Below are 23,419 nucleotides of genomic sequence, written 5' to 3'. Positions count from 1 at the left end.
ATTGTCCTGGATCAAGTCCTTAAAGGGAATGTGGAAAACCACAATAGGGCTTCTGCTCGTCGATTTCTACAATCCCTGTATCAAGAAGAGGGTGAGAAAAAATGGATCAAGGGAAAAGAGCATTTCTACAGCGATTGGGGGTGTTAACCGCCGGTGCCGCGCTGGTGCCATTAGCCGAGGCGGGTTGGCAGATGGAGCCGGTGCGCAAACAAGGTGATATCAAACGGCGCTATGCCATGTTGATTGATTTGCGCCGCTGCATTGGTTGCCAGGCCTGTACCGTCAGTTGTGCTATTGAGAACCAACTGCCGCAAGGCCAGTTCCGCACCACCGTCAATCAATATCAAATTGCGCTATCGGGGGCCGAAAGTGTCACTAACGTGTTGCTGCCCCGCCTGTGTAATCACTGCGATAACCCGCCGTGCGTACCGGTCTGCCCGGTGCAGGCCACTTATCAGCGGCAAGACGGCATTGTGGTTATCGACAATACCCGCTGCGTAGGTTGCGCCTATTGTGTACAGGCTTGCCCTTATGAAGCCCGGTTTATCAATCACAGCACCCAAACGGCGGATAAATGCACATTCTGTGTTCACCGCCTTGATGCCGGATTATTGCCCGCTTGTGTGGAGTCTTGTGTCGGTGGGGCGCGGGTTATTGGTGATTTACGCGATGGCAACAGCATTTTGCGCAAAATGCTGTTGGAGCATGCCACTGATATCAAAGTCTTGAAGCCGGAACAAGGGACGCACCCACAGGTATTTTACCTCGGATTAAACGAGGTATTTACTCAGCCATTACAAGGTCAGCCCGCACTCTGGCAGGAGGTTCATGCATGATGATCCGTGAAATTTTAGCTCGCCCGCAGGATATCGCCTGGCTACCTTGGGCGGTGCAGTATTTCTTCTTTATTGGCTTAGCGTGTGGCGCGGTGTTGTTTGCCGGTGGGCAGCGCATGTTCTCCCGCCGAGGATTGCTATCCGCGCAACAAAGCCAATTGGAATTTGCCGCACTGATGCTGGCGGTGACCGCCGTGGTCGTGGCCCCGCTGGCGCTGAATGCAGATCTCCATCAACCGGCCCGCGTCTGGCATTTTTATGCCTATTTTACCCCGTGGTCGTGGATGTCATGGGGTTCCATCTTCTTGCCGCTGTTTAGCCTGTTGGTGATGAGCTATTTTCTGGCACTGATTTACAGCCGCTTGAAAGCCAAACCTTTGCCACGGCTGCTGGCCGGTTTGGCGGGGCTTTGCGCACTTTCCGCCCTCAGTATTTTACTTTACACCGGGCGTGAGGTGTCAATATTACGCGCCCAACCGCTGTGGTTTAGCTTATGGCTGCCACTCTTTATCTTCCTGACCGCCGGTCAGGCCATCCCCTCGCTATTATCTGTGTGGCTGTGGCGAGAACCGCACTATCAGCGCCCACTGGCGCGCTGGCAGTTAATCAATTTAGTGCTGTTGGCGTTGGTCACCGCACTGTGGGCCAGTGGTGATAATGGTTCGGCACAAGCTCTGCGCGATTGGGCGGCACAAGCTCCAGTAACGGCGGCATTCCCGGTGGCGCTGTGGCTGCTGTTATTCGGGTTGGCCTTATTCAATGGCAAAAAAACATTATCCACCCCAGTGATAGCGGCACAGGTATTGATTGCCCTGACACTGTGCTGGTCAGTGCGCTGGTTGCTGCTGATGCAAACGCAAACATTACCTAAATACAATGTGTTAGCCAATCCGTACTCCTTGCCGTTGGGCAGTGAGGGGTTACTGGCAATTATGGGTACTTTCGGATTATGGATCGCAGTAATCATTGCGATCCGCGAAGGTCTCAGATGGCTTGAACAAAAAGTAACAAGTGCAAATCAAGTGGAAGGGGAAATACATCATGGCTAAGTCTACACGGCGTCAATGGTTAAAGGGCAGCTTAGCTTTGGGGGGCGTGGTGGCGTTTGGTGCCAGCTACCATGATGTTGCCCGCAAAACCCTGGCCGGATTGGTGGATGGGAGTGCGGGTAAACTGACTCTTGACCCCATCAGTGGCAATGCTTTAACGACGGAAGGGCGAGTCGGGCCGCAGTGGCAGGCCAATCCGCAACAGGCGGTTTCCATGACTCAGTGTTTTGGCTGCTGGACACTGTGCGGCTTGCGAGTGCGTGTCGATACCCAACAGAATAAGATCCTGCGTATTGCTGGTAATCCTTACCATCCCTTATCTCATGACCATCACTTCCCTTATCAGTTGCCGCTCAGTGAAGCACTGCAACGTCTGGGGGGCGAGCAAGGCATGGCGGGGCGCTCAACCGCCTGCGCCCGAGGGGCGACTCTGTTGGAGGGGGTCGATAGCCCTTATCGCATCACGGAGCCGATGAAGCGCGTGGGGCCTCGCGGCAGTGGTAAATGGCAGCGTATTAGCTTTGAACAGTTAGTTGCCGAGGTGACCGACGGCGGTGATTTATTCGGCGAGGGGCCAGTTGAGGGGCTGCGGGCTATTCGTGATTTGGTGACGCCGATTGATGCTAAACAACCCTCTCTTGGGCCAAAAGCCAATCAATTATTGGTGACTATTGCCGGTGATGATGGGCGTGATGCTTTTATTCAACGTTTTGCTAATCAATCATTTGGCACAAAAAATCTGGGCAGCCACGGCGCCTACTGTGGGCTGGCCTACCGCGCTGGCTCGGGGGCATTGATGGGGGATTTGGACAAAAATGCCCATGTGAAGCCGGATTGGGATAACGTCCGTTTTGCCTTATTTTTGGGAACCTCACCGGCGCAATCCGGTAACCCATTTAAGCGCCAGGGGCGACAGTTAGCCAATGCCCGCCAGCGCGATGATTTCAATTATGTGGTGGTCTCGCCCGCCTTACCGCTGACGACCACTCTCGCCAATCAGCATAACCGCTGGGTGCCGGTCTTGCCGGGGACTGACGCCGCACTGGCAATGGGAATGATCCGCTGGATTATTGAACAGGAGCGTTTTAATCACGATTATCTCGCCATTGCTGGCGAAATGGCGATGCAAGCCGCCGGAGAGCGCAGCTGGACCAATGCCAGCCATTTGGTTATCACCACAGAAAGCCATCCATTAGCTGGCCAATTTTTACGCGCCACTATGTTGAGTGGTGAACCGGTGTTGAGTGACGAACCGGTCGCTGAGGGAAAAGAAAGCCCGGTCTTGGTGCAAACCCCCGAGGGGGCATTACAGCCCGCCGCGCAGGTGCTACAGGCCGAATTGTTCGTCAGCCGGGAAGTCACTTTGCATGATGGGCAAAGTGTTCAGGTGCAGTCGAGCATGACATGCCTGCGCCAAGCAGCAGCGCGCTTCACACTGACCGAATACAGCCAGCAATGTGGCGTGCCAGAGGCGACCATTGTCGGATTAGCCAGGGAGTTCACCGCTTATCAGCGCCAGGCGGCGGTGATTTCTCATGGCGGGATGATGGGCGGCAATGGGTTTTACACCACCTGGGCGGTCATGATGTTGAATGCCATGATTGGTAATCTCAACCTTAAAGGTGGTGTTTCGGTCGGCGGCGGCAAGTTTGATGGTTTTGCTGATGGGCCGCGTTACCAATTAGCCACCTTTGCGGGCAGGGTTAAACCAAAAGGTTTACCGCTTTCACGTAGTAAGCAACCTTATGAAAAATCAGAGGAATATCAACAGAAAGTTCAGCAGGGGCAATCGGGTTACCCGGCCAGAGGCCCGTGGTATCCGTTTGTCGGTGGGCAATTGACCGAACAATTAGCCCCCGCATTGGCGGGCTACCCCTATCCGCTGAAAGCCTGGATAAGTCATATGACCAACCCGCTGTATGGGGTGGCGGGTTTGCGTAATCTGATTGAAGAGCGGCTACAAGACCCACGTCAGTTACCGCTATTTATTGCTATTGATGCTTTCATGAATGAAACCACGGCACTGGCGGATTATATTGTGCCGGATACCCATAACTTTGAGAGTTGGGGATTCAGTGCGCCATGGGCTGGGGTGTTAGTGAAAGCCAGTACCGCCCGTTGGCCGGTGGTGGAGTCACGCACTGCCCGTACCGCGCAAGGTGAGCCGGTGGCGATGGAAAGTTTCCTGATTGCTGTCGCTAAGGCTATGAAATTGCCGGGGTTTGGTGCCAATGCTATGCAGGACAGCGAGGGCAACAATTTGTCGCTGGACAGAGCAGAAGATTATTACTTGCGGGCTGCCGCCAATATTGCCTATGGGGGTGAAAAGCCATTGCCAGCCGCGGCGGATGATGAATTGCGCTTAACCGGCGTCGACCGCTTGTGGCCTGCTCTCCAGCACAGTTTGCAGCAGGATGAACAGCGGCGGGTGGCTTATTTGCTGGCTCGCGGTGGGCGATTTGCACCTTATGAGAAAAGCTGGAATGGCGATGCCACTGGGCCGCAATGGAAAAAACCACTGCAAATCTGGAATGAAAATGTGGCGAAACATCATCATGCTATTACCGGCGAGCGCTACAGCGGCTGCCCGACCTGGTATCCGCCGCGCCTGGCAGACGGTTCGGATGTGTTCGAGCATTATCCGGCAACTGACTGGCCATTGCGTTTGATGTCATTTAAATCTCATCTAATGAGCAGTTCAACAGCCATGATTGAGCGCTTACGGGCGGTCAAACCCACCAATTTGGTGGCGATCAATCCGCTGGATGCGCAGCGCAATGGGATTCAGCATGGTGATATTGTGCGGTTAATGACCCCAGGAGGGCAGATGGAAGTGCAAGTCAGCCTATTGGATGGCGTTATGCCGGGGGTTGTTGCTATTGAGCATGGTTATGGGCATCGCGAAATGGGGGCCCGAACTCACTCACTGGATGGTGTCGTGATGGCGTCAGACCCTCGAATAGGCCAGGGAACCAACCTGAATGATTTAGGTTTTACCGACCCCACCAGAGAAGTTCCCAACACCTGGCTGGATTGGGTGAGCGGCGCGGCGGTTCGGCAGGGGCTACCAGCCAAACTGGAGGTCATACGCTAATCCGCTATCAAAGTTGATTCAAAACCGAGGTCAATGACAAACCTCTTTTATCACATCGAGACTGGCGGGGCGGCTGCACCGATGGGCGCTCCGACGGTTCACGCACTTGTATTTGAAACTAACCGGGCCCCATCCGGCACCTTTCCCCGCAAATTAATTAAGTCAGCAGTCAAATCCCTCTCTATCTAAGAGGGATTTTTTATTTTTGCGTTATGATATTGCCAGTGTATCTATTGGTTAGTCATTTCAGTGGTGTGATTCATTATTATCGGAGAACCGTCGATGACAGTTGCAAAGCTCAGTGCGGGTTTATTGGTCGTCGGTGGCATATTGGGTTATCTCGGTGCTGATTGGCAGAGCAAACCGCTACTGATTGTTGCCGGAGTTACCTTGCTCTGCGGGGTTGTTTTTTCTGCTTTGACTGACCGCAATTGCCGCTAAAGATGTGACGTGGCCGGGTTTCAGGTATTATATGCGCCGCACGGGATAGCCGGTGCCGAAATATCAGTTCTGTTGCGCGATGATTTAGCGTGGTTAGCCGTCTAATGATTAACCTAACCCATTGAGCAATAATTAAATATTTATCAGTAACCTCTCTGAAAGACAGGAACGTACACCATGCCAGTGTTACATAACCGAATTTCTAATGAGGAACTTAAAGCGCGCATGTTGGCTGAAACCGAACCGCGCACCACAGTTTCTTTTTATAAATATTTCATGCTAGAAGATGCAAAAGCTTTCCGCGATAACCTCTATAGCCAATTTGTTAAACTCGGGGTGTTTGGCCGGGTTTATGTGGCAAAAGAGGGGATTAATGCCCAAATTAGCGTGCCTGCAAATCGTTATGATGAGTTTAAAGTCGCGCTATTTGCCGCTCATCCCGCGCTGAACCAAGTGCGGTTGAATGTCGCGCATGAAGATGACGGCAAGTCATTTTGGGTGCTGCGCATGAAAGTTCGCGAGCGCATTGTAGCTGACGGTATCGACGATGACAGTTTTGATCCCAGCAATGTTGGACATTATCTGAAGGCCGACCAGGTTAATCAGATGATTGATGATCCTGATACCTTGTTTGTCGATATGCGTAATCATTATGAATACGAAGTAGGCCATTTCGAAAACGCAATAGAGGTTCCTTCAGATACTTTCCGTGAACAACTGCCGATGGCGGTTGATATGCTGCAACATAATAAAGATAAGAATATTGTGATGTATTGCACCGGTGGGATTCGTTGCGAGAAAGCCAGCGCCTATATGCTGCATAATGGCTTTAAAAATGTTTATCACGTCGAAGGCGGGATTATCGAATATGCCCGCAAAGCAAAAGAACAAGGATTGCCGCTTAAATTTATCGGTAAAAACTTTGTTTTCGATGAGCGGATGGGCGAGCGAATATCTGAAGATGTCATTGCACATTGCCATCAGTGCGGTACGCCAAGTGATACACATACTAACTGCAAGAATGATGGTTGCCACTTACTGTTTATTCAATGCCCCGTTTGTGCAGCAAAATTTGAAGGTTGTTGCAGTCAGATTTGCCAGGAAGAACTGAAGTTACCACAGGAAGAGCAACGCGCTCGCCGGGCTGGGCGTGAAAACGGCATTAAGATTTTTAATAAGTCTAAAGGATTACTGCAAACAACCATGCATATTCCTATGCCAGAAAAGAGTGCTGATAAGTAATATTCGGTGCTATTAAAATAAGGCGTTGTCGGTTATTTTATCCGGTAGCGTCTTTTTTTTGCCATTTGTATCGTGGCGATTTCCATACAAGGATTGATAATGACAAAACCTGTGGTAAGTGGCCAAGGGTTACGGTTAGTTGCGATGTTGGCAATGCTGGTCGTGATTATGGCCGGTATCAAGGCGGCATCGCCTATTGTGGTTCCCTTTTTACTGGCGATATTTCTCGCTATTGTTTTAAACCCTTTGGTGAAATTGCTCGAGAAAATAAAGATCCCTCGGACATTGGCTATCATCTTACTGGTCACCATTATTGTTTTACTGATGGCATTACTCTTTAGCCGCTTAGGTTCTTCTTTAAATGAATTTGCCCGCTCATTGCCGCAATATCGTGGGATGATGCTGGAAAAGATGCGTGAACTGCAAGAGTTCGCCATGCGCTTTAATATCGAGTTTTCGGTGGATGACATTATGAAACATGTCGATCCCAGCATGGCCATGAACTTTGTTACCCGCCTGCTTAGCCACCTTTCCGGCGCGATGGCCAGCACGTTCTTGTTGTTAATGACGGTCGTTTTCATGTTATTTGAGGTCGAGCGCCTGCCTTATAAAATGCAGTTGATGTTTGATAATCCAGAACAAGGGAATGCTATCCTCCGCCGTGCACTGAATGGTGTAACCCATTATTTGGTGATTAAGACCATTATTAGTATTGCGACGGGGATTGTCATCTGGCTATTTTTGGCCGCGATGGGTGTTAGGTTTGCTTTCCTGTGGGGCTTATTGGCTTTTGTTCTCAATTATATTCCCAATATCGGGTCTGTATTGGCCGCTATTCCACCCATTGTTCAGGCTTTACTCTTTAACGGTTTTGCTGACGCTTTTGCTGTAACCGGCGGTTATATTCTCATTAATCTGATTGGCGGTAATATTATTGATCCGCGCATGATGGGCCGTGGTTTGGGGTTATCTACGCTGGTGGTATTCTTATCATTAATTTTCTGGGGATGGTTATTGGGGCCGATAGGTATGTTGCTGTCAGTTCCATTAACCATTATTGCCAAGATTGCGCTGGAGTTAACACCTGCCGGTTATAAGTTTGCGGTGTTATTGAGTGATGGTAAGCCAGCTAAAATTGAGTCGGATACACCCGTATCGTAACTGAACATCTGAGGGCCGCAGGTGATTTGATGCCTGTTGGCCCAGCGAAAAAAGGGAGAGACGAGTTAATAGAAAAAGAAATAAATATCCAGCGCCAACAATATTAACCACAAGCAGATATAGAGTATTAAATGTTCTCGTACATTGTTGATAACCATTGAGATTATTTTACTTAACATACTGACGGCCTGAGGTTAAAGTTATTAGCTATTATAGGTGATTTTAATTGGGTAAACAATCAGTTAGGGGTTAAATCCTTGCCTAAGGAAATAAAAGGATAAATAACTTATTTTAAGAAATGTGTATAAAATGGAGGGAATAGAAAAGGAGTTTATATTAAATTACATTTAGTAGAGTGTAACCGATATTTTTTAACAGAAAACTATGTCACGTTATTTTCTCGGTTACATTATTCATAATTTAAATATATATGTGTATTATATTTGGCTATATGTCGAGTGCCATTGGCTGATGTCGTCTCTAAATATAGGCCAAGTTCTAGTATAAATATTTAAACACATTATAGATAAAACACAGTTCCAAACGGTTTCTGACTTTTATTTTCTCAGTAATATGGCGCTTATGTGAGTAAACCGTACTATCGCTGATGTTTAATTTTCTGGCTATACGATAATTAGGCATTTCTGTCATCCAATAGCACATGACTTTATGTTCTTGTGGGCTGAACAATGATGCAGGACATGGTAGCAGTGGCTTACCTCCATCATGTGAAATACTTGATAAGCTTTGTAATAGTTCAGGCAAATGCTTTTTAGCCAGAATAGAAACGGAATCCGTTAGAGGAATAGGCGTTTCGCTAAAGGGATATGATGCATCCAGATAAATATACACTTTTGCCTGTTCACAACAACTAAGAAATTGTGCTAGTAATGGACAATGACCACCAAATCGACAATATTGTGTAAGATTAACAATTATTGTTTCAGGGTTAAAATCATGAATAGCGAGTGTGGCTTCTTCAACTGTAGGAACATCCATTAAATTAAGTGATGCGGAACTATTCAAATAGGTATTTACCCCAGAACGGGTATAAAAGCACTCGTCAATAATTAATATTTTCATGTGACATACATCCTTGTCTAACTGCAACCATACCTGACTGCATACTAGGATAAGGTAATCCTCTGACGACTAAGGCGTCAATTCGGCATTTACGATGCTTTGGGAAGGGTTTTATGAGTTGATGACTACTAATTACCAGGCTAATGTAGTTTTTATGCTAACGATTAAATATGAATTAATTGCCAATGACTTATTTTAAGTCTCAATAGTCATTGGCAAGAATTTAGTGAGTCAATTACGGATATAAGTCTATGAATCCGTGAATCGGGCCAGAGAAAATGCAGTAATATCAATAGGTGATGGTTTGTCTTGTGCAAAGAGTGCAGCGACCTCACCCAGCGCAGTGGCAAATTTAAACCCATGACCACTTAACCCCGTTACGACCATAATATTGGAGTTATCCGGTAAAGTATCGATGATGAAATCTTCATCAGGACTCATATCATAGCTGCATGCTGCCCCATGTAAACAAACGCCCACACCGGGTAAGAAGTTACGCAAAAAGCCAAAGACTTCTGTTCCATCTTCAGCATAACTGCCAAAGGGCTTGCGCTGTGCCGCTGATTCTATGGGCTGCCCACCATTATGTTTACCGAGTTTCAGCTCATCATTCTGTGAAGGGAATCCGTAGTAATGAATATTGTCCGGTGTTTCTACCGTGAATGCTGGGAAATGATTCCCTTCACTGTAGCGGCCATCGGCATGGTGCCAGGAAAAGACTTTGCGTATTGCGGCCACCGGCAATTGCGGTAGCAACTCTTTTACCCAAGTTCCCGCAGTAACAACCACTTTTTTGGCACTGTAGGTGCCGTCGATGGTCACAATATCTACGCCTTCGTCCAAAGCTTGAATCGCGGTCACTGGGCAGTTAAATAGAATGCCACAACCCGCGGCAGTGACGGTTTTGATCAGTGTTTTGATCGCCAATTCTGAACGGAGAAAACCTGAGTGTGGTTCGAACACACCAATATAATTATCCGGTACGGTAAACACCGGCCATTTCTCACGAATTTGCGCCGCATTTAGGATCTCAACCGGCAAATTAAATTGTTGAGCACTGTGTTGTGAGTTTTTCAGAAAGACGGAATCCTCTGGCCCCAGATTAAGGACTCCACAGGCCTGAAACAATTTCTCACCGGTTTGGTCAGAAAGTTGATCCCAAAGTGCTTGAGCACGTAATACTAATGGAACATATTTCTCGCCTTCACCATACGCATGGCGAATGATTCTGGTATCACCATGGTGGCTACCGGTTTGGTGAGGGGGCATTGCGCTATCAATCATCAGCACATTTAAACCGGCTTGCGAGGCGTAGTAACCTGCGGCTGAACCGACCGAGCCACTACCAATGACAATCAAATCATAATCCATATTATTCACCCTGCTGAATATCACCGCGAACCTTATTTAACGCCCGATCTTATTTAATATTGTTTGATTTGTAACGCAGTTTTATCCTGATAATGACCAGAGCGATTTAAATTAAAGGCTGCAAGTTGCGATAAAAATTAAAACGATAGTAATAGCACGGCACCCAAGAGAGTAAAAGAAATGTCCGCCATATTAGGGTGGGAGTGGTTAATAAAAAGGCACCGAGTGATATTCACCGGTGCCTTTTACGAGCTTTGAGAAATTAATTGCTGGTGATAATTAATGCTTACGGTGGTCCAAATCTTGGTAATCTGATGACTCAATTTTAGCAATACCTGCTTCTAATATATTTATTAATTGTCGCGCAACATCAGTCGTCAGCCAGAGTGTTCTATCAACTAGCGCATCTTCTGGCGGTTGATCCATGGAAGACAGGTAATGAAGGCGTATCATCATCGCGTCATATACATCTACAGTGCTGATATCCCAACCTACGAGCGGGTGAGTCTGGATAACTTCATCATTTCTGTCCATAAAGACCCCTTATATAGTAGTTACTGAACGGTAGTGACTAACGAGGATCAATGCGGCTCAATACTGAGTGAGCTTTTTCAGTATACGCAACCGTTGATGAGTTTGGTGATTATCTACAGATATTTACAAATTATTTATTTTCTGATGATTAATGAATCGAAAGTTAAAAATAAAAAATGTGAGATGGGAAGGGCATATATTCATTGATATAAAAAAGCCGAGGAGCGACTCCCCGGCAAAAACAGCATTTATCTACAATTTATCGCCGTCATTGACAGCCTATTGCAGTGGGTTACTCCGCGTCGAACCAGTCGTCCGCGCTTTCCCATATTTCTTGTAATATTTCAGATATGAGGTCTTTATCTGTTTTGGCTCCACCTAAAACAGAAAGATTATTCGCTCCGGCATAACGGACTTGTACAGCGGTGGTAGTATCTGGGAATTTAGTATTCAGCCGTTTACTCAATTCATTGGTGAGTGCTTCGATAGCACCTGCGGGTAACTGGTTTTTTTTATCAATACAGACTTCAACACGCATACTTGGCCCTCCGAATATTTATACTGTTTATTTATACAGTATAAATATTCGGGCCGCAACTGACTAAGAAAAAAATTTTTAGCTGTAGAAAAAAGTGCGCTCTACAGCCGATGTTATCAGGCTTTAACTGACCAATTGAGGGTCTGACCGGCAAGGAAAGGAATGATAGATTCGTTGCCCAATGTAATGTCCTCTGGTTGCTGGAAAGGTTTCCGAACCAACTCAACAAAATCTTCGTTAACCGGCAAGTCATAAAAGCGCGGACCATTCAAAGAGCAGAAGGCTTCCAAATGTTCCAATGCATTCATTTCTTCAAATACAGAGGCATAAGCCGGAAGCGCTGATGGGGCGTTGAAAACACCCGCACAGCCGCAAGATGATTCTTTCCGATGTTTGGTATGAGGAGCAGAGTCAGTACCAAGGAAGAAACGGTCTGAACCACTGGCCACGGCTTGCCGTAAGGCATCTTGATGAGTGCTCCGCTTTAGAATTGGCAAGCAGAACAGGTGAGGGCGGATCCCACCAACCAACATGTGATTGCGGTTGAACATCAAATGTTGAGGAGTGATGGTCGCACCAAGGAAACGATTGCCTGCCAGCACATAGTCGGCCGCATCTTTGGTGGTGATGTGCTCAAAGACAATTTTCAATTCTGGGAATTTACGGCGCACCGGTTCCAGAATCGTTTCAATAAAACGCGCTTCACGATCAAAAATATCCACAGCGGCATCGGTGACTTCACCGTGGATCAACAGTGGCATGCCAATCTTCTGCATTTGTTCAAACAGCGGATAAATCGCTGGAATATCAGAGACACCATGTGTTGAGTTGGTAGTGGCATTGGCCGGATATAACTTGGCTGCGGTAAATACGCCGTTCTCAAAGCCGTGGGTCAGTTCATTGACATCCAAGGTGTTGGTCAGATAGCACGTCATCAGTGGAGTGAATTTATGACCTGCAGGTATTGCCGCCAAAATACGTTCCCGATAGGCAATAGCACTGGCAACCGTGGTGATCGGTGGGGTCAAATTTGGCATGACGATGGCTCGGGCAAACACCTCGGAAGTATAGGGCAGCACGGTGCTGAGCATTTCGTCATCACGTAAGTGAATATGCCAGTCATCTGGGCGGCGAATTTTCAGGGTTTGAGGTTGTGCAGTCATTCAACGGGCTCCGCAGTCATGAGATATCGGGATTTTTTGTGCTGTTTCCGGCGGGGTGTAAGGATAAGCGGAAAGTGCTTAGGATGCATCTGATTGTTACGGTTAAGTTGAAAACAATATTTTTGGTCAGTTGAAAATAATGTAAAAAGGGACTCTTATAGGAGGCGTCAAGTCACAATGTCCCGCAATGCGAGTGATTGTTTTATCGCCAAGTACGCTAATTAAATATCAGATGGGAGAATAACCATGGAAGTCCGTGTCGTTGCCAGTTTAGTGGCGAAACCTGAATTTGTTGCTGAAGTTAAAGCGGCGGTTCATCAGGTTATCGATCCTAGCCGTGAGGAGAAGGGAAATCTGCAATATGATCTCCATGCCGAAAGCGGCCAAGAAGGTTCTTTTGTATTTTTCGAGCGCTGGGCATCCGATGATGCATTGGAAAAACATAATAAAACCGAGCATTTCAAAGCGTTTGTCAAAGCTATTGAAGGCAAGTTGGAAAGCCTTGAAATCAAGAAAGTGAAGCAAATCGCGTGATAATCTTTGCTCAATAAAAAACCCGCCAAATGGCGGGTTTTACACTATTAGGGCTGAAGGATATTGCTACTATTCAACCGATTGTGGCTTTGTTGCCGGTGCTGTTGCCTTAGTTGCTGCCGCATGACCACCCGCAGAACCTTTACCTGCAAAATCAAAGGCTGGACGTTCCCATTGGCCTTGAGTTGGTGATACTGGAACATAATCAGGTGCAGGTGCTTTGGTCATCGGCGCTGAAGCATAGTGCTTAAATAGCACGCCTTCTGGATGAGCAACAACCGGTTGTTGTGCTGCCGCAGCAACAGGAGCCTCTTCTGCTACCTTGACCTCTTCAACCACAGTTTCTTCTACTGTAGTTTCTTCAACCAAAGTTTCTGCCGCAATCGTTTCTGGCTCGGTTATTTTTTCAACAACCGCCTCTTCGACTACCGCTTCTTCAGCTATAGTTTCCACCACAGTCGCTTCTGATTCGATAGTTTCTTCAACCGCTGTTGCAGCAACTTCTTCAACCACCGGTTCAGCGGTCGGGATAGTTTCTGCTTCTGCCGCCATTTCAGTAACCTGAAGAGGTTCTTCAACCGCACGGATGTCAACAATGGCTTCTGCTGTTGCTGTTTCCGCAACGGTTGTTTCCACAACGACTGATTCCACAACGGCTGATTCTACAACAACCGGCGCACGGCCCGGTACGGCAGCAGCGGATGACGAAGAACCACCTGGCTTATGTTGTGGGGCTGGAGTCGGCACGACAGTTTCAGCTACGGCAGCAGCAACAGGCGCAGCAACAACAACTGGTGCAGCAACAACAGCGACTTGTTCTACTACAGCAGTAACTTCCTGCACGTACTCAACTGGCAATTGTTCTTCAATCGGGTTTGCCACAAAGGCGGGTTCAACTTGCTGGGCAACCGGATAACGCACCCACACTTTACCCGACGCCATTTCTGGTGAGGCGAAAGCCCCCGCCAGCGGCATAGCAGATTGAGTTGGATAGCGCTCATCACGATAGCGACGACGACGTTGACCGCTGACACGTAGGTGGCGAGGCGAGCGGCGAGAGCGACGTGGCATGCCATTTTCATTGTTGGTGGCATTGCGGTCATTCGTTGCATCATCATCAGCCTGAGGGCTAGTCTGCGTCAGTAATTTCACTTCTTCGTGCACCACGGGTGCAGCAATGTGAGCTACAGGGGCTGTGACCGGCGTTTCCAGAACATTCAGCTCATCATTCGCGGATTGAATACGGACTTTCTGATTCAATTGGCGGCGTTGACGGCGCTGCATCACCTGTTGACGTTCTTCTTGCTCCGGTTGCACTTCTTCTACCGCCGCGGCGATGACATCAATATCATCAACTTTAGCTTTAACGTCCTGTGGTACCTGACGTTTGTCATCCTGACGACGACGTTGGCGGTCACCGCGGCGCTGTGGCTGCTCTTCACGCTGTGCTTTATCCGCTTCAACAACTTCAGTTTGCGCGAGTGGCGCGGCTGTCTGTTGCGTTGGGCGCTTATTGCGGCGTTGATCTTCACGGCCCTCGCGATTGCTATTATCGCGGTTAGCATTGTCACGGCCACTATTATCACGGCTTGAATTATCACGGCTTGAATTATCGCGACCTTCACGTGGTGTGCGGTCACCGCGATCTTTACGGTTATTATTCTGGCGGCGAGGATTACGGCGATCATTGCGACGATTTTCGCTGGTTTCCGTTTTCTCAACTTCGACCGGTTTAATTTCTTCTGCCGATGTGCCGAATATATCTTTCAGGCCACTGAGTAGACGGCTGAAGAAACCAGGTTGTTCCACCGCCGCGTCCGTTTTCTGTGGTGCAACTGTTGGCTTAACAGTCGTAACAGCAGGGGCTGATTCTGGTGGAACTTCAGTTGGCAGAGAGAAAGTGGCCAACGCAGGTTGTTCCGGACGTTTACGCTCAATAGTGGCTTCTTCCAGCGGTTGCGCCATTTCTGCTTCATGCAGTTGTGGCAACAAATAGCTGAGAGTCGGGACTTCTTCACCTTTGCGTACACGAAGCACCGAATAATGCGGCGTTTGCATTTGATCGTTTGGCACGATCACTGCGCGTACACCACCTTGGCGTTTTTCGATTGCATTGACGGATTCACGTTTTTCGTTCAACAGATACGAAGCAATTTGTACCGGCACAATCGCGTGAACTTCATAAGTATTTTCTTTCAGCGCTTCTTCTTCAATCAAACGCAGAATAGAAAGTGACAGAGATTCGTTGTCACGCACAGTACCGGTGCCGCTACAACGTGGGCACACATGGTGGCTTGACTCACCCAGTGACGGGCTGAGGCGCTGGCGGGACATTTCCAATAAACCGAAGCGGGAGATGCGGCCAATCTGGATACGCGCACGGTCCTGACGAACAGCATCGCGTAAGCGGTTTTCCACTTCACGCTGGTGGCGCACCGGTGTCATATCGATAAAGTCGATGACAATCAGGCCACCCAGGTCACGTAAACGCAACTGGCGGGCGATTTCATCTGCGGCTTCAAGGTTGGTATTGAACGCCGTTTCTTCGATATCACCACCACGAGTCGCACGCGCGGAGTTGATATCAATCGCTGTCAGTGCTTCGGTGGTATCAATAACGATAGAGCCACCAGAAGGCAGACGCACTTCACGTTGGAATGCAGATTCAATCTGTGACTCAATTTGGTAGTGACTGAATAATGGGATTTCACCACTATACAATTTAATTTTGCTGCTGAAATCCGGGCGGCCGAGCGCGGCGATATGCTCTTTAGCCAGTTCGAGAACTTTAGGATTGTCGATCAGAATTTCGCCGATGTCCGGACGCAGATAATCACGGAAAGCACGGACAATCACGTTACTTTCTTGATGGATCAGGAACGGCGCAGGGCGACCTTCAGCGGCTTTTTTAATCGCATCCCAGTGTTTCAGACGGAATGATAAGTCCCATTGCAGCGCATCAGCAGATTTACCTACACCGGCAGTGCGAACAATCAGGCCCATGCCGTCAGGTAATTGCAGGGAGGATAGGGCTTCTTTCAGTTCAGTGCGGTCATCACCCTCGATACGGCGAGAAATACCCCCGGCCCGTGGGTTGTTTGGCATCAGAACTAAATAACTACCAGCCAGGCTGATGAAAGTCGTGAGTGCGGCACCTTTATTACCGCGTTCTTCTTTATCAACCTGAACAATAACTTCCTGGCCTTCGCGCAGCACATCTTTGATGTTTGGGCGGCCATGAGAGGAATAATTACTAGGGAAATATTCGCGAGAGATTTCTTTTAATGGGAGAAAACCATGCCGTTCAGCGCCGTAATCAACAAAAGCGGCTTCCAGGCTAGGTTCGATTCGGGTGATTTTACCTTTGTAAATATTCGCTTTTTTCTGTTCATGACCTGGGCTTTCAATATCCAAATCATACAGCCGCTGTCCATCTACGAGGGCAACACGCAACTCTTCTTGCTGAGTGGCGTTAATCAACATTCTTTTCATCTTTAACTTACTCGTTATTTTTACATTGTCATTAGAACTGCGGGCAAAATAACCTCATGGTCGGGTAAACCGATGACCCCGAGTCTTCTAGCAAAGCCGTCAACCTCACGGTTGTCGCCTGCATAGGGGCGCATTATTTCGGTAAGCCTGCGTTTCTTTCTGAAAAACAGCGCTTTTTATATAAAGGGTAGCTTCTGAATATAAGACAACAGAGCCTGACCCACTTGCCGACCAAGCTGCAACCCGCAGCCCGCTAATTGCTTGATTTCACATTACGTCTTACGCCATTGCTGCGTTTTTGCGTGATCAGGCAAAGTTTATTATTCCACAAGTCTCTTGGTCTAACGAGAATCAACGCAGAATTAAACACATTATTCCATTGCTGACACTGATATAGCAAGATGACTTTACCTGTCTAGGTAAAGATTCTTTTACTGTATTCACAGTGTTTGCGGCTATCGTTGTCTTATTAAACAATAAATGCACGCAAACGTTATCTTTAAATAGCCAGATTGACAGTTAAGCACAGAAAAAGGGGTGGCGCTAATTCCTCGGTGTATTTAGAATCGCGTCCCATGAAAACGAATAATCCAGTAGTACAATTAATCACCATTTCTGCCGACGAAGCCGGTCAGCGGATCGATAACTTTTTGCTCACTAAATTGAAAGGTGTGCCAAAGAGTATGATTTACCGCATCGTACGCAAAGGTGAGGTTCGTGTTAATAAAGGGCGCATTAAGCCAGAATATAAACTGGCTGACGGTGATGTGGTGCGCGTGCCGCCGGTACGGGTTGCTGAGCGTGAAGAAATTCAGGTATCAGCTAAACTTGATAAAGTTGCCGCGCTAGCTGATTGCATCCTATTTGAAGATGACTATCTATTAGTGCTGAACAAACCTTCCGGTACTGCTGTCCATGGCGGTAGCGGCTTAAGTTTCGGGGTGATTGAAGCATTACGTGCCCTGCGCCCTGAAGCGCGTTTCCTGGAATTGGTTCACCGTCTCGACCGAGATACTTCCGGTGTTTTATTAGTTGCCAAAAAACGTTCAGCTTTGCGTTCCTTACATGAGCAACTGCGCTTGAAAGGGATGCAGAAAGATTATTTGGCTTTGGTGCGCGGGCAATGGCAATCACATTGCAAAGCCGTGCAAGCACCTTTGTTGAAAAATATTATGCAAAGTGGCGAGCGCATGGTGAAAGTTAGTAGCGAAGGCAAACCATCAGAAACGCGCTTTAAAATAGAAGAGCGTTTTGAACATGCCACGCTGGTTAAAGCCAGCCCTATTACTGGCCGAACACACCAGATTCGTGTCCACGCGCTGCATGCTGGTCACCCAATCGCTTTTGATGATCGTTATGGTGACCGTGAATTTGATGGCCAATTACAGGGAACTGGGTTACATCGTTTATTCCTGCATGCCGCCGCCTTGCGTTTTGAACACCCCAATACCGGTGAAACCATGCGCATTGAAGCACCGTTGGATAATCAATTGCGGCATTGTCTTGCAGTATTACGCAAGAAGGCCGCTATTTAAAAACGGCGCGATCAGTTTTATAACCATTAGTTTTACAGTCATCAGTTTTACAGTAATGGATTTATCCCTTGCTCAATTAACATTTGGGTGAGGGCGATTAACGGCAGGCCGATGAGCGTATTTGGATCTCGGCCTGATAGTTTCTCAAATAAGGTGATGCCCAAACCTTCACTTTTAAAACTGCCCGCGCAATTCCACGGTTGTTCCCGTGCTAAATAACCTTCAATTTCTGCACTATTCAATGTGCGGAAATAAACATCAAAAGTTTCACAAAGACAGCTATGGCTATTAGTAGCGGTGTTTAGCAGCGCCAATCCGGTATAAAAAGTGACACATTGCCCACTGGCTTGGTGTAATTGTTTGACGGCATTGGCATGATTATGTGGTTTGCCGATGATCGCTCCATTGATAACACACACTTGATCAGAACCGATTATCAAGTGTTGTGGGTAATGCGTAGCCAGTGCTTGGGCTTTTGCTCGCGCCAAACGCTGCACTAATGCGCTTGCGGTTTCGCTTGGCAACGGGGTTTCATCGGTTTCTGGCGCGGCAGTAATAAAAGGCAATTGCAGCTTTTCCAGTAATGCGCGGCGGTATGACGAGGTTGAAGCAAGGACTAATTGCGGCATAATATTTTCCATAAACCGTGGCGTAATTGAATCAGACATTTTAAACTGTCTGCCGCTTCGGAAGCGAATATTGGTGAAAGGTACAGTAAAACGGCCTTTTTCTTTGACTCTATGTCGTTACAAAGTTAATATGCGCGCCCTATGCAAAAGGTAAAATTACCCCTGACCATTGATGCGGTTCGTACCGCTCAGAAGCGTTTAGATTACGCAGGTATCTATTCACCTGAGCAGGTTACACGAGTAGCCGACTCAGTGGTAAGTGTGGACAGCGATGTCGTGGCCTCATTATCGTTTAATATTGATAATCAGCGCCTGGCGGTTATTACAGGTCATGCGGACGTCGATGTAACATTGATGTGTCAGCGCTGTGGTGGCACGTTTGCACACCATGTTCATACAACGTATTGTTTTAGCCCGGTCGTCAATGATGAGCAGGCTGAGGCATTGCCGGAAGCGTACGAGCCGATTGAAGTCGACGAATTTGGCGAAGTTGATCTGCTGGCTATGATTGAAGACGAAATTATTCTTTCACTGCCTGTCGTTCCGGTACATGATTCTGAACACTGTGAAGTGTCCGAGGCGGACATGGTATTTGGTAAACTGCCTGCAGAGGCGGAGAAACCGAATCCATTTGCCGTATTAGCCAGTTTAAAGAAAGTAATTAAGGAGTAAGGTCAATGGCCGTACAACAGAACAAACCCACTCGTTCCAAACGTGGCATGCGCCGTTCACACGATGCACTGACCACTGCCACTCTGTCTGTGGACAAAACTTCCGGTGAAACTCACCTGCGTCACCACATCACAGCCGACGGTTTCTACCGCGGCCGCAAGGTTATCGGCTGAGTAGTACTTGCTAATCTTCTTTAGCAAGGCGATACCTTGACTTGTCTAACCCTAGCGTTAGATGCAATGGGTGGGGATTTCGGTCCCCACGTCACAGTGCCTGCTTCATTGCAGGCACTGGCCTCTAATCCAAAGTTAAAACTCCTGCTGGTCGGGAACCCCGACGCCATCACTCCGTTACTTGTTAATGCCGATCCTTTGTTGCTGGAGAGGTTACAGGTAATCTCCGCTGAGCATGTTATTGCCAGCGATGCTAAACCCTCACAAGCTATTCGTGCCAGTCGTGGTACCTCCATGCGTATAGCACTGGAGCTGGTCAAAAACGGTGATGCAGCAGCCTGTGTCAGTGCAGGGAATACCGGAGCGTTGATGGGGTTGGCGAAGATGTTGATTAAGCCACTGGATGGAATAGAGCGCCCGGCATTGATGACGGTTATCCCAAATCAGCAGCGCAGCAAGACGGTGGTCCTGGATTTAGGGGCCAATGTTGAATGTGATAGTACGATGCTGGTGCAATTTGCCGTCATGGGTTCGGTGATGGCAGAAGAAGTTGTTGGCATAAAAAACCCACGTGTTGCTTTGCTCAATATTGGCGAAGAAGAGACTAAAGGGTTAGATAATATCCGCGAAGCCGCCGCAGTATTAAAAAATACACCGGCGATCAACTATATTGGTTATCTGGAAGGCAATGATTTGCTGACAGGCAAGACTGATGTGATGGTTTGTGACGGCTTCGTGGGTAACGTCACTCTAAAGACCATGGAAGGTGTGATAAGAATGTTCTTGTCATTGCTCAAGTCATCGGGCGAGGGCAAAAAACAGTCCTGGTGGCTTAAACTTATTGGCCGTTGGCTGCAAAAACGTGTGGCTAAGCGGTTCGGTCATTTGAACCCCGACCAGTATAATGGCGCATGTCTGTTAGGATTACGGGGCATCGTAATCAAGAGCCATGGCGCGGCGAATCAACGTGCATTCGCAGTGGCTATCGAACAGGCTGTGCAGGCGGTGCAGCGGCAAGTCCCACAACGGATTGCCGCGCGCCTTGAAGCGGTTTTACCCAAGAGTGACTGATCGTACATGTATACTAAGATTCTCGGTACGGGGAGTTATCTGCCCGTACAAGTGCGCAGTAATGCTGATTTAGAAAAAATGGTGGATACCTCGGACGAGTGGATTGTCACCCGGACAGGTATTCGTGAACGGCGTATTGCTAACCTTGATGAAACTGTGGCGACAATGGGTTTCCAGGCGGCTGAAAAAGCGCTGGAGATGGCCGGTATTGCTAAAGACGATATTGGGTTGATTATCGTGGCTACCACCTCATCAAGCCATGCGTTCCCCAGCTCGGCCTGCCAAGTGCAGCAAATGCTAGGCATCAAAGATGCGGCTTCTTTTGATTTAGCTGCCGCCTGTGCTGGTTTTACCTATGCACTCAGTGTGGCTGATCAGTACGTGAAAAGTGGTGCTGTCAAACATGCTATCGTCATTGGTTCAGATGTGCTTTCGCGAGCACTGAATCCTGAAGACCGCGGCACGATTATTCTGTTTGGTGATGGTGCCGGGGCTGTTGTATTAGGTGCGTCTGAACAACCCGGCATTCTTTCTACCCATCTGCATGCCGATGGCAAGTATGGCGAATTATTGGCACTGCCGTATCAGGATCGCCAACAGCAAGACCAGCCCGCTTATGTCACGATGGCCGGTAATGAAGTGTTTAAAGTGGCGGTCACTGAACTGGCCCACATTGTGGACGAGACCTTGCAGGCCAATAACCTGGATCGCTCAGCGCTGGATTGGCTGGTGCCACATCAGGCTAATCTGCGTATTATCAGCGCGACGGCTAAAAAATTAGGCATGGGGATGGAGAAAGTGGTCATCACACTCGATCGTCATGGCAACACCTCGGCAGCATCCGTACCGGCGGCACTTGACGAAGCCGTGCGAGATGGGCGCATTCAACGTGGGCAGTTAGTGCTGCTAGAAGCGTTCGGCGGCGGCTTTACCTGGGGCTCTGCGCTGGTTCGTTTTTGATTTAACAGTATCTTTTTTGATTCAACAGGAAAGAAAATGTCGAAATTTGCAATGGTATTTCCAGGCCAGGGATCTCAATCCCTTGGTATGCTGGCCGATTTGGCCGCACAATTTCCGATAGTTGAAGAGACTTTCAGTGAGGCATCTTCAGTTCTGGGTTACGATCTCTGGCAGTTAGTACAGCAAGGCCCGGCTGAAGAATTGAATAAAACTTGGCAGACGCAGCCAGCATTGCTGACGGCATCTGTTGCTATCTGGCGTGTTTGGCAACATCAAGGCGGTAAACTGCCTACAATGATGGCAGGCCATAGCTTGGGTGAATATTCGGCTCTGGTGTGTGCTGGTGTGCTGGAGTTTAAACAGGCGGTTCGCCTGGTTGAATTACGTGGCAAGCTGATGCAGGAAGCGGTACCGGAAGGCACCGGTGCTATGTACGCGATTATTGGTTTGGATAATGAATCCATCGCCAAAGCCTGTGAAGAGTCGGCGCAAGGGCAGGTTGTCTCGCCAGTTAACTTTAACTCACCGGGTCAGGTGGTTATCGCTGGTAATAAAGATGCGGTAGAACGCGCAGGTGCGGCTTGTAAAGCGGCCGGTGCGAAACGCGCCTTGCCTTTGCCAGTGAGCGTGCCATCCCATTGCGCACTGATGAAACCTGCGGCAGATAAATTGGCCGTCGCACTGGAAGAAATTGAATTCCAGGCACCGTTATTCCCGGTGGTGAACAACGTCGATGTGAAAACTGAAGTGTCGCCAGAAGCCATTCGTAGCGCTCTGGTGCGTCAGTTATATAATCCGGTACGTTGGACTGAAAGTGTGGAATTTATGGCGTCAGAAGGCGTTGAGCTACTGTTAGAGGTTGGGCCGGGTAAAGTATTGACTGGTTTGACTAAGCGCATCGTGGATACTTTAGTTGCTGCACCGGTAAACGATGTTGCCACGCTGACCAGCGCGCTTGAAAACTAAGAAAAGAGGATAACATGAGCTTCGAAGGTAAAATTGCGCTAGTAACTGGCGCGAGCCGCGGTATTGGCCGTGCGATTGCAGAATTATTAGCTGAGCGTGGTGCCCGTGTTATTGGTACGGCGACCAGTGAGAAGGGCGCTGAAGCCATCAGTGCCTACTTGGGCGACCAAGGTAAAGGTTTAATGCTGAATGTCGTGGATCCCGCGTCAATCGAGTCAGTACTGGCAACGATTCGTGCGGAATTTGGCGAAGTCGACATTTTAGTGAATAATGCAGGTATTACGCGTGATAACCTGCTGATGCGTATGAAGGATGAAGAGTGGCAAGATATTATTGACACCGATCTAACTTCCGTGTTCCGCCTATCAAAAGCGGTAATGCGCGCTATGATGAAAAAGCGGTTTGGGCGTATCATCACCATCGGTTCTGTAGTTGGGACAATGGGCAATGCGGGGCAGGTTAACTACGCGGCAGCTAAAGCGGGTCTGATCGGTTTTAGCAAGTCTTTGGCGCGTGAGGTTGCTTCACGTGGCATTACTGTCAACGTTGTGGCACCTGGCTTTATTGAGACGGACATGACGACGGCGTTGACAGATGATCAACGCGCAGGCATTTTAGCCCAAGTACCAGCTAACCGGCTTGGGCAAGCTAAAGAAATTGCCAGCGCTGTTGCATTTTTAGCCTCTGACGAGGCCAGCTACATCTCTGGTGAAACGTTACATGTCAATGGCGGCATGTATATGATTTAAAAATCACGAAAGTATTTGCGTTATTTGAGGTAAAAACCGCAAAATAGCGTAAAATCGTGGTTTGACCAGCCGAGATTTAGTTGCATCTTTTTCAACATTTTATACACTACGAAAACCATCGCGAAA

General features: G+C 48.2%; 22 protein-coding genes. 14 read left to right on the top strand and 8 right to left on the bottom strand.

Features of this window, described 5'->3' with window-relative positions:
* Nucleotides 1-101: 101 nt before the first annotated feature.
* The 6 genes from ttrB to DX162_RS18650 all read left to right on the top strand — a co-directional run bounded on the left by ttrB (nucleotide 102) and on the right by DX162_RS18650 (nucleotide 7,823).
* Complete coding sequence (ttrB, locus tag DX162_RS18670; RefSeq protein ID WP_032819499.1) at nucleotides 102-836, top strand: tetrathionate reductase subunit TtrB; 735 nt, start codon at nucleotides 102-104, stop codon at nucleotides 834-836.
* Nucleotides 836-1,885 (top strand): tetrathionate reductase subunit TtrC, encoded by a 1,050-nt coding sequence (ttrC, locus tag DX162_RS18665; RefSeq protein WP_004389682.1) that lies wholly within the window; start codon nucleotides 836-838, stop codon nucleotides 1,883-1,885. Before ttrB ends, ttrC begins: the two co-directional genes overlap by 1 nt.
* Complete coding sequence (ttrA, locus tag DX162_RS18660) at nucleotides 1,878-4,979, top strand: tetrathionate reductase subunit TtrA (protein ID WP_032819501.1); 3,102 nt, start codon at nucleotides 1,878-1,880, stop codon at nucleotides 4,977-4,979. Before ttrC ends, ttrA begins: the two co-directional genes overlap by 8 nt.
* Nucleotides 4,980-5,261: 282 nt before the next feature.
* Complete coding sequence (locus tag DX162_RS22365) at nucleotides 5,262-5,420, top strand: hypothetical protein (protein ID WP_004389684.1); 159 nt, start codon at nucleotides 5,262-5,264, stop codon at nucleotides 5,418-5,420.
* Nucleotides 5,421-5,597: 177 nt separating this feature from the next.
* The gene (gene trhO, locus DX162_RS18655; RefSeq protein WP_004389685.1) at nucleotides 5,598-6,662 is read left to right on the top strand and encodes an oxygen-dependent tRNA uridine(34) hydroxylase TrhO; all 1,065 of its coding nucleotides are present in this window, start codon (nucleotides 5,598-5,600) and stop codon (nucleotides 6,660-6,662) included.
* Nucleotides 6,663-6,761: 99 nt separating this feature from the next.
* Nucleotides 6,762-7,823: an AI-2E family transporter gene (locus tag DX162_RS18650; RefSeq protein WP_049556099.1), complete on the top strand. Its 1,062-nt coding sequence runs from the start codon at nucleotides 6,762-6,764 to the stop codon at nucleotides 7,821-7,823.
* Nucleotides 7,824-7,888: 65 nt separating this feature from the next.
* Here DX162_RS18650 and DX162_RS18645 read toward each other — a convergent pair whose 3' ends face one another.
* From DX162_RS18645 to pyrC, 6 genes are all read right to left on the bottom strand, one after another.
* A complete protein-coding gene (locus tag DX162_RS18645; protein ID WP_227744204.1) occupies nucleotides 7,889-7,981 on the bottom strand; it encodes a DUF2770 family protein in 93 nt (30 codons plus the stop codon).
* Between the two features lie 340 nt (nucleotides 7,982-8,321).
* Nucleotides 8,322-8,906 (bottom strand): LuxR C-terminal-related transcriptional regulator, encoded by a 585-nt coding sequence (locus tag DX162_RS18640; RefSeq protein WP_004389688.1) that lies wholly within the window; start codon nucleotides 8,904-8,906, stop codon nucleotides 8,322-8,324.
* Nucleotides 8,907-9,155: 249 nt separating this feature from the next.
* The gene (solA, locus tag DX162_RS18635; protein ID WP_004389689.1) at nucleotides 9,156-10,277 is read right to left on the bottom strand and encodes an N-methyl-L-tryptophan oxidase; all 1,122 of its coding nucleotides are present in this window, start codon (nucleotides 10,275-10,277) and stop codon (nucleotides 9,156-9,158) included.
* 279 nt (nucleotides 10,278-10,556) lie between these two features.
* Nucleotides 10,557-10,811 (bottom strand): biofilm formation regulator BssS, encoded by a 255-nt coding sequence (gene bssS / locus DX162_RS18630; RefSeq protein WP_032819502.1) that lies wholly within the window; start codon nucleotides 10,809-10,811, stop codon nucleotides 10,557-10,559.
* Nucleotides 10,812-11,103: 292 nt separating this feature from the next.
* Nucleotides 11,104-11,349, bottom strand: a complete 246-nt coding sequence (gene dinI / locus DX162_RS18625) for a DNA damage-inducible protein I (RefSeq protein ID WP_004389691.1) — start codon at nucleotides 11,347-11,349, stop codon at nucleotides 11,104-11,106.
* 116 nt (nucleotides 11,350-11,465) lie between these two features.
* Entirely contained in the window at nucleotides 11,466-12,512 is a 1,047-nt protein-coding gene (gene pyrC, locus DX162_RS18620; protein WP_004389692.1) for a dihydroorotase, read from the bottom strand.
* A gap of 246 nt (nucleotides 12,513-12,758) precedes the next feature.
* On the opposite strand from pyrC, the gene DX162_RS18615 reads away from it, so the two are divergent.
* The gene (locus DX162_RS18615; protein ID WP_004389693.1) at nucleotides 12,759-13,046 is read left to right on the top strand and encodes a putative quinol monooxygenase; all 288 of its coding nucleotides are present in this window, start codon (nucleotides 12,759-12,761) and stop codon (nucleotides 13,044-13,046) included.
* A gap of 69 nt (nucleotides 13,047-13,115) precedes the next feature.
* Here DX162_RS18615 and rne read toward each other — a convergent pair whose 3' ends face one another.
* On the bottom strand, nucleotides 13,116-16,538 hold the full coding sequence (gene rne, locus DX162_RS18610) for a ribonuclease E (RefSeq protein ID WP_032819503.1): 3,423 nt from the start codon (nucleotides 16,536-16,538) through the stop codon (nucleotides 13,116-13,118).
* 575 nt (nucleotides 16,539-17,113) lie between these two features.
* Here rne and rluC point away from each other — a divergent pair.
* Nucleotides 17,114-18,073: a 23S rRNA pseudouridine(955/2504/2580) synthase RluC gene (rluC, locus tag DX162_RS18600; protein ID WP_004389695.1), complete on the top strand. Its 960-nt coding sequence runs from the start codon at nucleotides 17,114-17,116 to the stop codon at nucleotides 18,071-18,073.
* A gap of 47 nt (nucleotides 18,074-18,120) precedes the next feature.
* Here the strand turns inward: rluC and DX162_RS18595 are convergent, their stop codons facing one another.
* Nucleotides 18,121-18,702, bottom strand: a complete 582-nt coding sequence (locus DX162_RS18595) for a Maf family protein (protein ID WP_032819504.1) — start codon at nucleotides 18,700-18,702, stop codon at nucleotides 18,121-18,123.
* A gap of 141 nt (nucleotides 18,703-18,843) precedes the next feature.
* Here DX162_RS18595 and yceD point away from each other — a divergent pair, with 141 nt between their 5' ends.
* From yceD to fabG, 6 genes are read left to right on the top strand one after another with little or no spacing between them, the layout of a single operon-like run.
* Nucleotides 18,844-19,374, top strand: coding sequence for a 23S rRNA accumulation protein YceD (yceD, locus tag DX162_RS18590; RefSeq protein ID WP_004389698.1), 531 nt, complete (start codon nucleotides 18,844-18,846; stop codon nucleotides 19,372-19,374).
* 5 nt (nucleotides 19,375-19,379) lie between these two features.
* The gene (rpmF, locus tag DX162_RS18585) at nucleotides 19,380-19,547 is read left to right on the top strand and encodes a 50S ribosomal protein L32 (protein ID WP_002210931.1); all 168 of its coding nucleotides are present in this window, start codon (nucleotides 19,380-19,382) and stop codon (nucleotides 19,545-19,547) included.
* A 36-nt stretch (nucleotides 19,548-19,583) separates the two neighbouring features.
* On the top strand, nucleotides 19,584-20,618 hold the full coding sequence (plsX, locus tag DX162_RS18580) for a phosphate acyltransferase PlsX (protein WP_071777587.1): 1,035 nt from the start codon (nucleotides 19,584-19,586) through the stop codon (nucleotides 20,616-20,618).
* Nucleotides 20,619-20,624: 6 nt separating this feature from the next.
* Nucleotides 20,625-21,578 (top strand): beta-ketoacyl-ACP synthase III, encoded by a 954-nt coding sequence (locus DX162_RS18575; RefSeq protein ID WP_032819507.1) that lies wholly within the window; start codon nucleotides 20,625-20,627, stop codon nucleotides 21,576-21,578.
* A 36-nt stretch (nucleotides 21,579-21,614) separates the two neighbouring features.
* Nucleotides 21,615-22,544 (top strand): ACP S-malonyltransferase, encoded by a 930-nt coding sequence (fabD, locus tag DX162_RS18570; protein ID WP_032819508.1) that lies wholly within the window; start codon nucleotides 21,615-21,617, stop codon nucleotides 22,542-22,544.
* Between the two features lie 14 nt (nucleotides 22,545-22,558).
* Entirely contained in the window at nucleotides 22,559-23,293 is a 735-nt protein-coding gene (fabG, locus tag DX162_RS18565; protein ID WP_004389704.1) for a 3-oxoacyl-ACP reductase FabG, read from the top strand.
* Nucleotides 23,294-23,419 lie beyond the last annotated feature (126 nt).

The sequence above is a fragment of the Yersinia kristensenii genome (genome assembly GCF_900460525.1).
GTDB classification, from domain to species: Bacteria; Pseudomonadota; Gammaproteobacteria; order Enterobacterales; family Enterobacteriaceae; genus Yersinia; species Yersinia kristensenii.
Note: the sequence above shows the minus strand (reverse complement) of the source record. Positions and strands in the feature narration are given on the sequence as shown.